Annotated in this window: 14 protein-coding genes; 9 read left to right on the forward strand and 5 right to left on the reverse strand. The window is 68.4% G+C overall.

Annotated features, from left to right (window positions below):
- The first annotated feature begins 40 nt into the window (after positions 1 to 40).
- The 7 genes from phbB to ACYBYQ_RS06415 all read left to right on the forward strand — a co-directional run bounded on the left by phbB (position 41) and on the right by ACYBYQ_RS06415 (position 5,707).
- Entirely contained in the window at positions 41 to 778 is a 738-nt protein-coding gene (gene phbB, locus ACYBYQ_RS06385) for an acetoacetyl-CoA reductase (RefSeq protein ID WP_459617901.1), read from the forward strand.
- A gap of 103 nt (positions 779 to 881) precedes the next feature.
- On the forward strand, positions 882 to 1,448 hold the full coding sequence (gene phaR / locus ACYBYQ_RS06390) for a polyhydroxyalkanoate synthesis repressor PhaR (RefSeq protein ID WP_459617903.1): 567 nt from the start codon (positions 882 to 884) through the stop codon (positions 1,446 to 1,448).
- A 160-nt stretch (positions 1,449 to 1,608) separates the two neighbouring features.
- Positions 1,609 to 2,142, forward strand: coding sequence for an iron transporter (locus ACYBYQ_RS06395; RefSeq protein WP_459617905.1), 534 nt, complete (start codon positions 1,609 to 1,611; stop codon positions 2,140 to 2,142).
- Positions 2,143 to 2,147: 5 nt separating this feature from the next.
- On the forward strand, positions 2,148 to 2,480 hold the full coding sequence (locus tag ACYBYQ_RS06400; RefSeq protein WP_459618716.1) for a cupredoxin domain-containing protein: 333 nt from the start codon (positions 2,148 to 2,150) through the stop codon (positions 2,478 to 2,480).
- Between the two features lie 15 nt (positions 2,481 to 2,495).
- The gene (locus tag ACYBYQ_RS06405; protein WP_459617907.1) at positions 2,496 to 3,332 is read left to right on the forward strand and encodes an FTR1 family iron permease; all 837 of its coding nucleotides are present in this window, start codon (positions 2,496 to 2,498) and stop codon (positions 3,330 to 3,332) included.
- Positions 3,333 to 3,337: 5 nt separating this feature from the next.
- Positions 3,338 to 4,750, forward strand: coding sequence for a 4Fe-4S binding protein (locus ACYBYQ_RS06410; RefSeq protein WP_459617909.1), 1,413 nt, complete (start codon positions 3,338 to 3,340; stop codon positions 4,748 to 4,750).
- 57 nt (positions 4,751 to 4,807) lie between these two features.
- A complete protein-coding gene (locus tag ACYBYQ_RS06415; RefSeq protein WP_459617911.1) occupies positions 4,808 to 5,707 on the forward strand; it encodes a PhzF family protein in 900 nt (299 codons plus the stop codon).
- Positions 5,708 to 5,709: 2 nt separating this feature from the next.
- On the opposite strand, the gene ACYBYQ_RS06420 is transcribed toward ACYBYQ_RS06415, so the two are convergent.
- From ACYBYQ_RS06420 to ACYBYQ_RS06430, 3 genes are all read right to left on the reverse strand, one after another.
- A complete protein-coding gene (locus tag ACYBYQ_RS06420; protein WP_459617913.1) occupies positions 5,710 to 5,874 on the reverse strand; it encodes a DUF1328 domain-containing protein in 165 nt (54 codons plus the stop codon).
- 55 nt (positions 5,875 to 5,929) lie between these two features.
- Entirely contained in the window at positions 5,930 to 6,130 is a 201-nt protein-coding gene (locus ACYBYQ_RS06425; RefSeq protein WP_459617915.1) for a CsbD family protein, read from the reverse strand.
- Positions 6,131 to 6,458: 328 nt separating this feature from the next.
- Positions 6,459 to 7,589 (reverse strand): GNAT family N-acetyltransferase, encoded by a 1,131-nt coding sequence (locus ACYBYQ_RS06430; protein ID WP_459617917.1) that lies wholly within the window; start codon positions 7,587 to 7,589, stop codon positions 6,459 to 6,461.
- A gap of 79 nt (positions 7,590 to 7,668) precedes the next feature.
- Here ACYBYQ_RS06430 and ACYBYQ_RS06435 point away from each other — a divergent pair, with 79 nt between their 5' ends.
- On the forward strand, positions 7,669 to 8,478 hold the full coding sequence (locus ACYBYQ_RS06435; RefSeq protein ID WP_459617919.1) for a ferritin-like domain-containing protein: 810 nt from the start codon (positions 7,669 to 7,671) through the stop codon (positions 8,476 to 8,478).
- A gap of 47 nt (positions 8,479 to 8,525) precedes the next feature.
- Positions 8,526 to 9,740, forward strand: coding sequence for a lytic murein transglycosylase (locus tag ACYBYQ_RS06440; protein ID WP_459617921.1), 1,215 nt, complete (start codon positions 8,526 to 8,528; stop codon positions 9,738 to 9,740).
- A gap of 38 nt (positions 9,741 to 9,778) precedes the next feature.
- Here the strand turns inward: ACYBYQ_RS06440 and ACYBYQ_RS06445 are convergent, their stop codons facing one another.
- Both ACYBYQ_RS06445 and ACYBYQ_RS06450 read right to left on the reverse strand, forming a co-directional pair.
- Positions 9,779 to 10,633 carry a universal stress protein gene (locus ACYBYQ_RS06445; RefSeq protein ID WP_459617923.1) on the reverse strand — a complete coding sequence of 285 codons (855 nt, stop codon included), beginning with the start codon at positions 10,631 to 10,633 and terminating at the stop codon, positions 9,779 to 9,781.
- Positions 10,634 to 10,662: 29 nt separating this feature from the next.
- Positions 10,663 to 12,144: a SulP family inorganic anion transporter gene (locus ACYBYQ_RS06450; RefSeq protein WP_459617925.1), complete on the reverse strand. Its 1,482-nt coding sequence runs from the start codon at positions 12,142 to 12,144 to the stop codon at positions 10,663 to 10,665.
- Positions 12,145 to 12,202 lie beyond the last annotated feature (58 nt).

The raw sequence follows: 12,202 nt of genomic DNA on the forward strand, positions 1-12,202 counted from the left end.
GACGGACGGGCCCTGCGTCGCACAACGAGGAGGACGTCAAATGAGCGGGAAGCTGGCATACGTTACGGGAGGCATGGGCGGGATCGGTACTGCGATCTGCCAGCGCCTGGCCAAGGAAGGTTTCCGCGTCGTGGCCGGTTGCGGCCCCAGCCGCAACTACCAGCAGTGGCTGGACGAGCAGGCTGCGCAGGGCTATACCTTCTACGCATCCGTGGGCAACGTGTCCGACTGGGATTCCACCACGGAAGCCTTCAACAAGGTGAAGGCGGAGCTCGGGCCGGTCGACGTGCTGGTCAACAATGCAGGCATCACGCGCGACGGACTGTTCCGCAAGATGTCGGTCGACGATTGGCGCGCCGTCATCGATACCAACCTCAACAGCCTGTTCAACGTCACCAAGCAGGTGATCGACGGCATGGTCGAACGCCAGTGGGGGCGTATCGTCAACATCAGTTCGGTCAACGGCCAGAAGGGCCAGTTCGGCCAGACCAACTACTCCACCGCCAAGGCGGGCATCCATGGCTTCACCATGGCGCTGGCCCAGGAGGTGGCAAGCAAGGGCATCACGGTCAACACGATCTCGCCCGGATACATCGGCACCGACATGGTCCGTGCCATACGTCCCGACGTGCTCGAGAAGATCGTGGCCACCATCCCGGTGCGCCGCCTGGGCACGCCGGAGGAGATCGCCTCCATGACCGCCTGGCTGGTTTCCGACGAGGCAGGATTCGCCACCGGCGCCGACTTCTCGCTCAACGGCGGGCTGCACATGGGATGAGGCGGACGGCCGCCATGGCCGGGAGGGGCCGGGCGCCGGCGCCCGGCAGTACACTACAAATCACCGAAAGCCAAAGAGAGATCGTGCGATCTCGGGGACAGTCATGACGCAAGCACAAGCCGGCGCCGCCGTGCGCCTGATCAAGAAGTATCCCAATCGTCGCCTGTACGATACGCAGACCAGCACCTACATCACGCTTGCCGACGTGAAGCAGCTCGTGCTTGCCAACGAGGAGTTCCATGTGGTCGACGCCAAGAGCGGCGACGACCTCACGCGCAGCATCCTGCTGCAGATCATTCTCGAGGAAGAGAGCGGCGGCATGCCGATGTTCTCGTCCAACATGCTGTCGCAGATCATCCGCTTCTACGGGCATGCCATGCAGGGCATCATGGGTTCCTACCTCGAGAAGAACATCCAGGCCTTCATGGAGATCCAGCAGCGCATGGCCGAGCAGTCCAAGGGGCTGTACGGCAGCCAGTTCGGCCCCGAAGCCTGGACGCAGTTCATGAACGTCCAGACGCCGATGCTGCAGAAGATGATGAACAGCTACATCGACCAGAGCAAGAACCTCTTCGTGCAGATGCAGGACCAGATGCAGGACCAGACCCGCGCCATGTTCTCGTCCTTCCCGTTCCCGCCGGGCGGCACGCCGGGCAATCGCGGCAAGTAGGCTTCCCCCTGCGGATTCCCCCGCACGGCGCCGCGATGCGGCGCCGTTCTTCTTTCCGGCTGCCTTCAGGGCTTTGTCAGCCCCACCGCACTACCATTAATGAAAACGGTTCTTGTTTATGCATGCAAGGCCGACATCCCTGGTATTGCGAGGAAGTCAGATGTTGAAGCAGAGCGTGGCGCTGGCCATGGGCCTGTGCCTGTGCGGTGCCGCCTGGGCGGCGGAGTATCCCATCGGCAAGCCGGCCGAGCGCGGCGGCATGGAGATCGGGGCGGTGTATCTCCAGCCCATAGAGATGGATCCTCCCGGCATGATGCGTGCGGCCAGCGATTCCGACGTGCACCTCGAGGCCGACATCCACGCCACGGCCGGCAACCAGACCGGCTTCCCCGAAGGCGAATGGGTTCCGTATCTCACGGTGAAGTACGAGATCAGCAAGGCCGGCGGGCATCCCGTTGCCGGCACCTTCATGCCCATGGTGGCCAATGACGGTCCGCACTATGGCGACAACGTCAAGCTGGAAGGGCCGGGCAAATATCACCTGAAGTACACGATCCTGCCGCCGGGCGCCGACGGCCATGGCCATTTCGGCCGGCACATCGACAAGGAGACCGGCGTGGGCCCGTGGTTCGAGCCCTTCGAGCTCGAATACGACTTCGTCTACGCCGGCACGGGCAAGAAGGGCGGATATTGATGGTCGTGCGCCGCGCCTGCGCCGCGCTGGCGCTGCTGGCGGCGGGCGCCGGCGCGCATGCGGCCGGCCTGCCTACCTTCACGCTCACGTTCAGGCCCGACGGCACCTTCGATCCCGTGCGGCTGGAGGTGCCGGCCGGACGCTTCAAGATCGAGCTGGTCAACGCCAGCAGCGAGCCCGTGGAGTTCGAGAGCATCCCGCTGCGCAAGGAGAAGGTGCTGGGGCCGGGCGTCAGTTCGTTCGTGGTGATCACCATATCGCGTCCCGGCGAGTATCCGTTTTTCGATGATTTCCACCAGCAGGTGCGCGGCACGCTGGTGGTGAAGCCCGCCGAATAAGGCTGCGCAACCGTCATGGAACAAGTGCTTTTCATCGTGTGGCGCGAAAGCGTCGAGGCCCTGCTGGTGGTGGGGATACTGTATTCCTGGCTGCGCGCCGCGCCCGAAGGCCGGCGCGGCCTGCCGTACCTGTGGGGCGGCGTCCTGGCCGGCCTGGGCCTGGCGGTCATGCTGGCGCTGGTGCTGCTGGGCGTGTCGTCGTGGCTGGGCGACGAAGGCCAGGAGTGGTTCCAGGCGGGCATGTCGCTGGTGGCCTGCGCCCTGGTCGTGCAGATGGTGGTATGGATGAAGCGGCACGGCCGCACCCTCAAGGGCGAGCTCGAGGGCGGGGCGCGCCGCTCGGCCGCGGGCGACAGCTGGTGGGGCCTGCTGGTGCTGGTGATGATCGCCGTCGCGCGCGAAGGCAGCGAGACGGTGGTGTTCCTCTATGGCACGGTGGCCGCCTCGCAGGGCGGCGGCGCCGGCATGCTGGGGCTGGCCGGCGCGGCGGGGTTCGCGCTGGCGCTGCTCACCTTCTGGCTGCTGCAGCTGGGCGGCAGGCTGATCACCTGGCGCCGTTTCTTTCTGCTCACCGAGGCCTTGCTGCTGCTGCTGGCCGCGGCGCTGCTGGTCGGCGGGCTGGATCGCCTGATCTCCATCGGTGCCGTGCCCGCGCTGGTCGACCCGGTCTGGGACAGCGCCTGGCTGCTCGACGACAGCACGGGCGTGGGGAAGGTGCTGGCCGACTTTGCCGGCTACCGGGCCTACCCGGCGCTTACGTCCGTGCTGTGCTGGCTGGCTTACTGGGTGCTGGTGTGGGCGCTGCTGCGCCGCGCCGCGGACGTGCCGCACGCCAGTCCGGCGGCCGGTTGAGCACCATGCCGACCCAGGCGCATCAGCCGGATCCAGCCCTGCGCAATGCGGGGGGCGGGCGTGCCCTGGCGCGCATCGCCGATTTCCTGCGCGACCACGCCGCCCTGCTGCGCAGGCTGCAATGGGGCATCGTGGGGATCTATGCCTTCCTGCTGGTGGTTCCCGCGCTGCTGCCGCTGCCGGGCCGGACGGCCTCGGTCTTCAACAACCTCACCATCGTGGCGCAGTTCGCCTTCTGGGGCATCTGGTGGCCGTTCGTGCTGGTGTCCATGCCGGTGCTGGGCCGCGCCTGGTGCGGCTGGTTCTGCCCGGAGGGCATGCTGACGGAATGGGCCAGCGAGCGCGGCCAGGGCCGTGCCATCCCGCGCTGGATGCGCTGGGGAGGCTGGCCCTTCACCGCCTTCGTGCTCACGACGGTATACGGGCAACTGGTCAGCGTCTATCAGTATCCGCTGGCGGTGCTGGCAGTGCTGGGCGGATCCACCGTGGCGGCCATGATCGTGGGCTGGCGCTATGGCCGCAGCAAGCGGGTCTGGTGCAAGTATCTGTGCCCGGTCAATGGCGTGTTCACGCTGCTGGCCAAGCTCGCGCCCTGGCATTTCAAGGTCGACGAACAGGCCTGGCGGCATCCGGTGGTGCGCCTCGAGCCCGTGAATTGCGCGCCGCTGGTGCCGCTGCGCCACATGAAGGGCGCGGGCGACTGCCATGTCTGCGGACGCTGCAGCGGTTATCGCGGCGCGATCACGCTGTCCGGCCGGTCGCCCGAGGAAGAGATCGTGCACGTGGCCGACGGCGATGCCTGGCAGACGGCGCTGCTGTGCTTCGGCATGATGGGCGTGGCCATGGGCGCTTTCCTCTGGACGGCCAGCCCGTGGTTCGTGGCCCTGAAACAGTGGGCGGCCACGTGGCTGGTCGAGCGCGACATCCTGTGGCCGCTGATGGATGATGCGCCCTGGTTCATCCTCACGCATTACCCGCAGGTCAACGACAGTTTCTCGTGGCTGGACGGCGCCGCCATCCTGGCCTTCATCCTGGCGGCGACGGCCTGCCTTGGCGGCGCAATCTACGCATCGCTGTGGCTGGCCGAAGCCGCCGCGCCGTCCGGGTCGCGCCCGCATGCGATCGGCGTGCACAAGCTGGCGCAGGCCCTGATCCCCGCGGCAGGGACAGGCGTGTTCCTGGGATTGTCGGCCACCACCGTGACGCTGCTGCAGCATGAAGGGCTCGGTACCGGCTGGGCAGGTCCGGTCCGGTTCACGCTGCTGGCCCTGGGCGTGCTGTGGACCTTGCGGCTGGCCTGGCGGATGCTGGGCCGGCGCAGCGCCGGTGCCGGCCGCCGGGCCCTGGCCTGCGTGCTGCTCGCGGCCGGGCTGGCGCCGTTCTGCGCAGCCTGGGTGCTGTTCTTCGCCGTCTGGTAGCGCGTGCCGGCAGGGGCGCTAAGATGGCGGCCCGAGGTCCTTCCAGGAGCGCCGATCATGCCGTCCTACGCTTTCCGTCTGGTCAATGTGTTTGCCGAATCCACATTCGGCGGCAATCCGCTGTGCGTGTTCGAGGACGCCCGAGGCATGAGCGAGGCGCTCATGCAGAGCCTGGCGGCGCAGTTCAATCTGTCGGAGACCACGTTCCTGCTGCCCTCCGCAACGGCGGCCGCGCGCGTGCGGATCTACACCCCCGGCTACGAGATGCGCTTCGCCGGTCATCCCACGCTGGGCACGGCGCATGTCGCGCGCGCACTGGGGCTGGGCGGGGACGCCCTCGAACTCGAGTTCCTGGCCGGCGTGGTCCCGGTGCAGGCGGAGGGCGATCGCTGGACGTTCACCGCGCCCGCACGCGGCATGCCGCGCACCGTGCCGTCCGCACTGCCGGCCGCGGAGGTGGCGGCGCTGCTCGGACTGGGACCGCAGGATCTGCAGGGCGAGCCCATGTGGGTGGACACGGGCGCCGACCAGCTCCTGGTGCCGCTGCGCACGCCGGAGGCGGTGCGCAGGGCCCGGCCCGACAGCACGCGGCTGGAGCGCTGGCAGCCCAGCAGCCTGGGCCGCAAGACCGCCTACGTATTCGCATTCGGCGGGGACGACGGAGCGGGGCGCACCAGGGTGCACGCCCGCTACTTTTTCACCAAGGACGGCGCCGGCGTGGCCGAGGACCCCGGCACCGGATCGGCCTGCGCCAACCTCGGCGGCTGGCTGCTGGCGCAGAAGGCCCAGCTGCCCGCGCGCATCGTGGTGCACCAGGGCGACCAGACCGGGCGCCCCTGCGCGCTGCATCTCGAGGTGGATGCAGCCGGGGCCATCCGCGTCGGGGGCCGGGTGGTGCAGATCGGCCAGGGCACGATCACCGTTCCCGAAGAGGGCCTGCCGGCCCCGGACGCGTAGCGCTATTTCCTGCGGAACGCGCCTCCCAGGATGGACAGCAGGGCCAGCACCAGAAACACGAAGAACAGGATCTTGGCGATGCCGGCTGCCCCGGCGGCGATGCCGCCGAAGCCCAGCACGGCCGCAATGATGGCGATGACGAAGAAAACCGCTGCGTAATAGAGCATCTTGCTTTCCTCCTAGTTTGCGCGTGGAAGTTGCAGTCCGGCCGGGCCGTCCGGCTCAGGGATTGCGGTCGAAGAAGGCGCGCACGTCCTGCTCGGCTTCTTCCCGGGTCTTGCCGTAGCGCTCCTGGATCAGGCCGGCCAGGCGTTCCGCGTTGCCTTCGGTCTGCGCCAGTTCGTCGTCGGTGAGCCGGCCCCATGCGGTCTTGGCCTTGCCGGCGAGCTGCTTCCATTTGCCGGCCACGATATCGTTGTTCATACATGCCTCCCTTCCGATAGTCGGGGCTGGCTTGCCGCAGCCCCTCAAGGATGAATGGTTCTTTTTGTTCTGCGTACTGTCACTACAGCAGGCGGGCCGCGCCCGTGTCAAACGGCGGTGTGGGCAAATGTAAGCGCCGGAGAAGCGGGCGCAACGTGCGGGTTTTGGCCGGTTCCACGCTGGCAGCAAGTCCTGGGGCGGATTTCCGGGGCGCCGCGCCCCGTGCCGGCGGCACAGCCGCAAAATCGTGCCCTCGCAGCGTTACAACCGGGCAACCAATTGACCGGCTTTGAGGCGGCTAAGTAACGGCGGCTGTCGGAACGCCTGCTCAGGCGCGCCTGAAGGGCGCATGCGCCTCCAGTTCATCGACGTAGTCGGTGATTGCCGAGCCCTCGCGTTGCAGGAAGTCCTCGATGGCTGCCTCGAACCGGGCATCGGCGATCCAGTGCGCCGACCACGTGGCCACGGGCATCAGGCCGCGCGCCATCTTGTGTTCGCCCTGCGCCCCCCCTTCGAAGCGGGCCAGGCCGTGAGCGATGCAATACGCGATGCCCTGCAGGTAGCAGGTCTCGAAGTGCAGGCCGGGCACGAACACGGTGCTGCCCCAATAGCGGCCGTACAGCGTGGTCCGGTCGCGCAGGTTGAGCGCTGCGGCCACCGGCTCGTCGCCGTGCAGCGCCAGCACCAGCACGAGGTTTTCCGGCATCGCGCTGCGCAGGCACTCGAAGAAGGCGGCATTCAGATAGGGTGGGTTGCCGTGTTCGTAATAGGTCTGGCAATAGCAGCGGAAAAAGAACGCCATGGATTCCGCGTCCAGCTCGGTACCGCTCAGCCAGCGGTACCGTATGCCTGCCTGCTCCACTTTCTTGCGGTCCTGGCGTATTTTCTTGCGCTTGTCGTGGCTCAGAGCGCCCAGGAATTGCGTCATGTCGGCATAGCCGGCATTGGTCCAGTGGAACTGCACGCTTTCGCGCAGCAGGTAGCCCGCGTCGCGCAGCGCAGCCAGGTCCGCGCGGGCGGGAAACAGCACGTGCAGCGAGGAAACGTCGAGTTCGCGCGCCACCTCCAGCAGGCCGCGGGCCAGGGCCAGCCGGTCGGCCTCGTTGGCTGCCAGCAGGCGGGCGCCCGCAACAGGCGTGAACGGGATGCTGGACAGCAGCTTGGGGTAGTAGCGCAGCCCATGCCGGGCGTAGGCGTCGGCCCAGGCGAAGTCGAACACGTATTCGCCACGCGAATGGTGCTTCAGATAAAGCGGCACCGCCCCCGCCAGGCGGCCATCGCGGCGCATGGCCAGATAGGCGGGCTGCCAGCCGGTTTCGGGGGCGGCGCAGCCAGTGTCGTGCAGCGCGGAAAGAAAGGCATGGCGCACGAACGGCTGGTCGCCCGCGAGGGCATCCCATTCAGCGGGGTCGAAGGCGCGAAGCGAGGATTCCAGGGCCAGGCTGGCGGAAGAGGACATGGCGTAATGATAAAGTCGGTGTTCCGCGCGCACCGCAACACCCGGCGCGCCCGCGCATTTCCGCAGGACCGCGATCGCAATGAACCGCAGTATACGGGCCCAGGCCCTGGCTGCCCTGGCCGTGCGCCACTGGGCCGACAAGCTGGCCGCAGTGGCCGCCATCGATTCCACCGCCGATACCGGCGCCCATCTTGCGCTCGACGAGCCGACGGATCTGCCGGGGCGGCCCGGGCGCCCAGAACTGGTGGCTCCGTCGCGCCTGAAGGCGCGTGCGGTGCATACGCCGGAAGGGCGCGCGGCGCTGCTGCATGCGCTGGCCCATATCGAGTTCAACGCCATCAATCTGGCGCTGGACGCGATCTGGCGCTATGCGGGCCAGCCCGATGCCTACTACCGCGACTGGCTGCGCGTGGCGCGCGAAGAGGCGCATCATTTCGAGCTGCTGAACCGCCACCTGGGCACGCTGGGCCATGCCTATGGCGATTTCCCCGCCCACAACGGGCTGTGGGAAATGGCCGAGAAAACGCGCGGCGACCTGCTGGCGCGGCTGGCCCTGGTGCCGCGTACGCTGGAGGCGCGCGGCCTGGATGCCTCGCCGCCGATCCGCGACAAGCTGGCCGCAGCCGGCGATCATGCCGGCGCGGCCATACTCGAGATCATTCTGCGCGACGAAATCGGCCATGTCGCCATCGGCAATCACTGGTACCGCGAGGGCTGCCGGCAGCGTGGCCTGGATCCGGTGGCCACGTATGCGCAATTGGCGCAGCGCCATGGCGCGCCGCGGCTGCGCGGGCCGTTCAACCTCGAGGCGCGCCGCGCGGCGGGTTTCGATGAGCAGGAACTGGCCGCCCTGCAGGCCGGCCCGGCCGACGCTTCCATGGGGGCGTGAACGTCGCGCGTCTCCCTTCCAGCGCCGGCAGGCCCTAGAATGAGCGCATGACACGACGCCCGATTTCCCTGCTGGCCGGCGCCGGCCTGCTTGCCGTCTCGTTCGGAGCCGCGGCCGCCGAGCCCGCACCCGCCGATCTCGCCGCCTTCCAGTCCTGCCTCGCCACATTGCGCCCGGACGCCGTACAGCGCGGCGTGCCCGCGGCCACCTTCGACACCCAGACGGCGGGGCTGGCGCCCGACCTGGACGTCGTCAAGCTGCTCGATGCCCAGCCCGAATTCAAGACCCCCATCTGGGACTACCTGGCAGGGCTCGTGGATGCCGAGCGCATCACCGACGGACGCCAGGCGCTGCAGCGCTGGCAGCCCGAACTGGCGCGCGCCCAGCGCGAATTCGGTGTCGACCCGGCGACCGTGGTAGCCGTCTGGGGCGTGGAAAGCAACTTCGGCCAGAACCTCGGCGGACGTCCGTTGCTGACCTCGCTGTCGACGCTGTCGTGCTTCGGGCGGCGCCAGTCGTATTTCCGCGGCGAGCTCTATGCCACGCTGCGCATCATGCACGAAGAACATGTGGCGCCCGAGCGCCTGCGGGGTTCATGGGCCGGCGCCTTCGGCCAGACCCAGTTCATGCCTTCCACGTATCTGCGTCTGGCCGTGGACTTCGACGGCGACGGGCGCCGCGACCTGGTCGACAGCGTGCCCGACGCACTCGCGTCGACCGCCAACTTCCTGAAGCAGGCAGGCTGGCGTCCTGGCCTGCCCTGGGGGTATGAAGTGAAGCTGCCGTCCGGCATGGATGCCAGCGTCGCCGGGCGGCGCAACAAGCGCCCCATGTCGGCATGGACGGCACAGGGCCTGGCGCGCGCCGACGGCGGCACACTGCCCGCGGGCGACACGCCGGCCGCGCTGCTGCTGCCGGCCGGTCCGCAGGGGCCGGCATTCCTGGTCACGCGCAACTTCGACGCGATCTATTCGTACAACGCGGCCGAAAGCTACGCGCTGGCCATCGCGCACCTGTCAGACCGCCTGCGCGGCGGCGGCCCGTTCGTGCAGCCCTGGCCCACCGACGATCCGGGGCTCTCGCGCGCCGAGCGGCGTGAACTGCAGCAGCGCCTCATCGACCGCGGCTACGACATCGGCAAGCCCGACGGCATCATCGGCGCGCGCACACGCCAGGCGCTGCAGGCGATCCAGCGCGAGCACGGCCTGCCGGCCGACGGCCGGGCCGGCTGGAAGACCCTGCAGGCGCTGCGCGGCTCCTGAGCCCCGCGGGCCGCCTGCACCGCTGCGGCCACGCACCCTCAGCGCAGGATGATCACCGGCAGGCGCACGCGCGAGAGTATGGCCGTGGTGGTGCTGCCCAGCACCAGGTGCCGGATCCGCGAATGCCCGTAGGCGCCCATGGCCAGGAGGTCGATGCCGTGCGTCTGGGCGTAGCCGGCCAGCGCTTCCGCGGGCTCGCCGGGCACGTGTGAGGCGCGCGTGTCGAATCCGGCCTGCGCCAGTTCGGCGCGCGCCGGCTCCAGCGCCGCCTCGGCCGTGCCGGCATCGCCGCCCGCCATCACCAGGTGGGCCGGCAGGCCCGCCAGCAGCGGGCTGCGGCTCACCATCTCGACGGTCTTGCGCGAGGTCGCGCTGCCGTCGTAGGCGACCATGAAGCTGGCGGGCTCCCGGAATGCCGCGCTGGCCACCAGAATGGGGCGGCGCAGCGCCCGCACCGCCGCTTCCAGCCTGTGGTCGGGCATGAGCCGCGATGGCTGCACCGGTTCGGCGTGCTGGCCGAGCACGAAGAGCCGGGTGTCGGGCTCGAGCTCGAGCAGCGTTTCGACGAGGTCGCCGTGGCGCTGGCGCGCATCGCAGCGTTCGGCGCCTTGCGCCCGGGCGCGCTGCAGGGCCACGTCCAGCAATTTGCGGCCCTGTTCCTGCGCCAGCGCATTGCGGCGTTCATCCAGTTCGGCCAGTTCCCGCAGCAGGGATTCCTGGGCTCCCAGCCAGATGCTGCCGCTGAGGTCCGATATGGGGGCATGCTCGGCCTGGCTCTCCAGCACGTGCAGGAACTCCAGGTCGGTGTCGAGCCGGCGCGTTGCCCAGATGGCGTAGTCGCACACGCCCTCGGCCAGGGCGGTGCCGTCGATGCAGGCGATGACTTGCTTCATGGCTGTCTCCTCTTATAGGGCCATCCGCGCTAGTGGCTGGCCGGATCCACGACCGCGTCGGGCTTGTCATGCAGGCCGTAGCGGTCGACCAGGGTGGCGCTGGCCTCGTTCAGTCCTTCCACGTCCACTATCGTTCCTTCCCGACGAAACTTCAATACGGTCTTGTCCAGGGCCTCCACGGCGGTGAGGTCCCAGAAATGCGCGCGGCGCACGTCTATCACCACCCGTGCGACGGCTTCCTTGAAATCGAAAGCCTGCACGAACTTGTCGGCCGACGCGAAGAACACCTGCCCCGATACGGTGTAGCGGCGCACTCTGCCGGGATCGGGCTCCTCCGAAACCACGTGCAGCAGCCTTCCCACCTTGGCGGCGAAGAACAGGGCGCTGAGCAGCACGCCCGCGAGCACGCCCTTGGCCAGGTCGTGGGTGGCCACCACCACGACCACGGTGGCCAGCATGACGATGCTGGAGCTGGGCGGGTTGCTGCGCAGATTGCGTATCGATCGCCAGTTGAAAGTGCCGATGGAAACCATGATCATCACCGCCACCAGCGCGGCCATGGGAATGCGGCGCACCCAGTCGTCCAGGAACACCACCAGGATCAGCAGCACCACGCCGGCGGTGAGCGTGGACAGCCGCCCGCGCCCGCCCGACTTCACGTTGATGACCGACTGGCCGATCATGGCGCAGCCCGCCATGCCGCCGAGCAGGCCCGCGCAGAGGTTGGCAAGGCCCTGTCCGGCGCATTCGCGGTTCTTGTTGCTGGGCGTGTCGGTGAGATCGTCCACGATGGTCGCGGTCATCATGGACTCCAGCAGTCCCACCACCGCCAGCGTCAGGGCATAGGGGGCGATGATGGCCAGCGTCTCCAGGTTCCACGGCACGTCGGGCAGCAGGAACACAGGCAGGCTGTCGGGCAGCTGGCCCATGTCGCCCACCGTGCGGATGTCCAGCCCCAGCGCGATGGAAACGGCGGTCAGCAGCACGATGCATACCAGCGGCGAGGGCACGGCACGCGTCAGCAAGGGCAGCAGGTAGATGATGGCCAGGCCGGCCGCGGTAATGGCGTACACCATCCATGGCGCGCCCACGAGTTCCGGCAGTTGCGCCAGGAATATGAGGATGGCCAGCGCGTTGACGAAGCCGGTAACGACCGAGCGCGACACGAAACGCATGAGGCGTCCCAGCCGCAGCAGGCCGGCGATGATCTGGAACACGCCGGTGAGCAGCGTGGCGGCGAGCAGGTACTGCAGGCCATGGTCGCGCACCAGGTCCACCATGACCAGGGCCATGGCGCCGGTGGCGGCCGAGATCATGCCCGGGCGTCCCCCCGCGAAGGCGATCACGACGGCGATGCAGAACGAGGCATACAGGCCGACCTTGGGATCGACCTGCGCAATGATGGAGAAGGCGATCGCCTCGGGGATGAGGGCAAGGGCCACGACCAGGCCGGCCAGCAGGTCGCCGCGCACGTTGCCCAGCCATTGCTGGCGGAGGGATGGCATCAACATGGGAACAAGCTCGAAAAGGGCGCGCTTCGCCACCGGGGCGGACGCGGGCGGTACGGGA

Source organism: Bordetella sp. 2513F2, assembly GCF_054642735.1.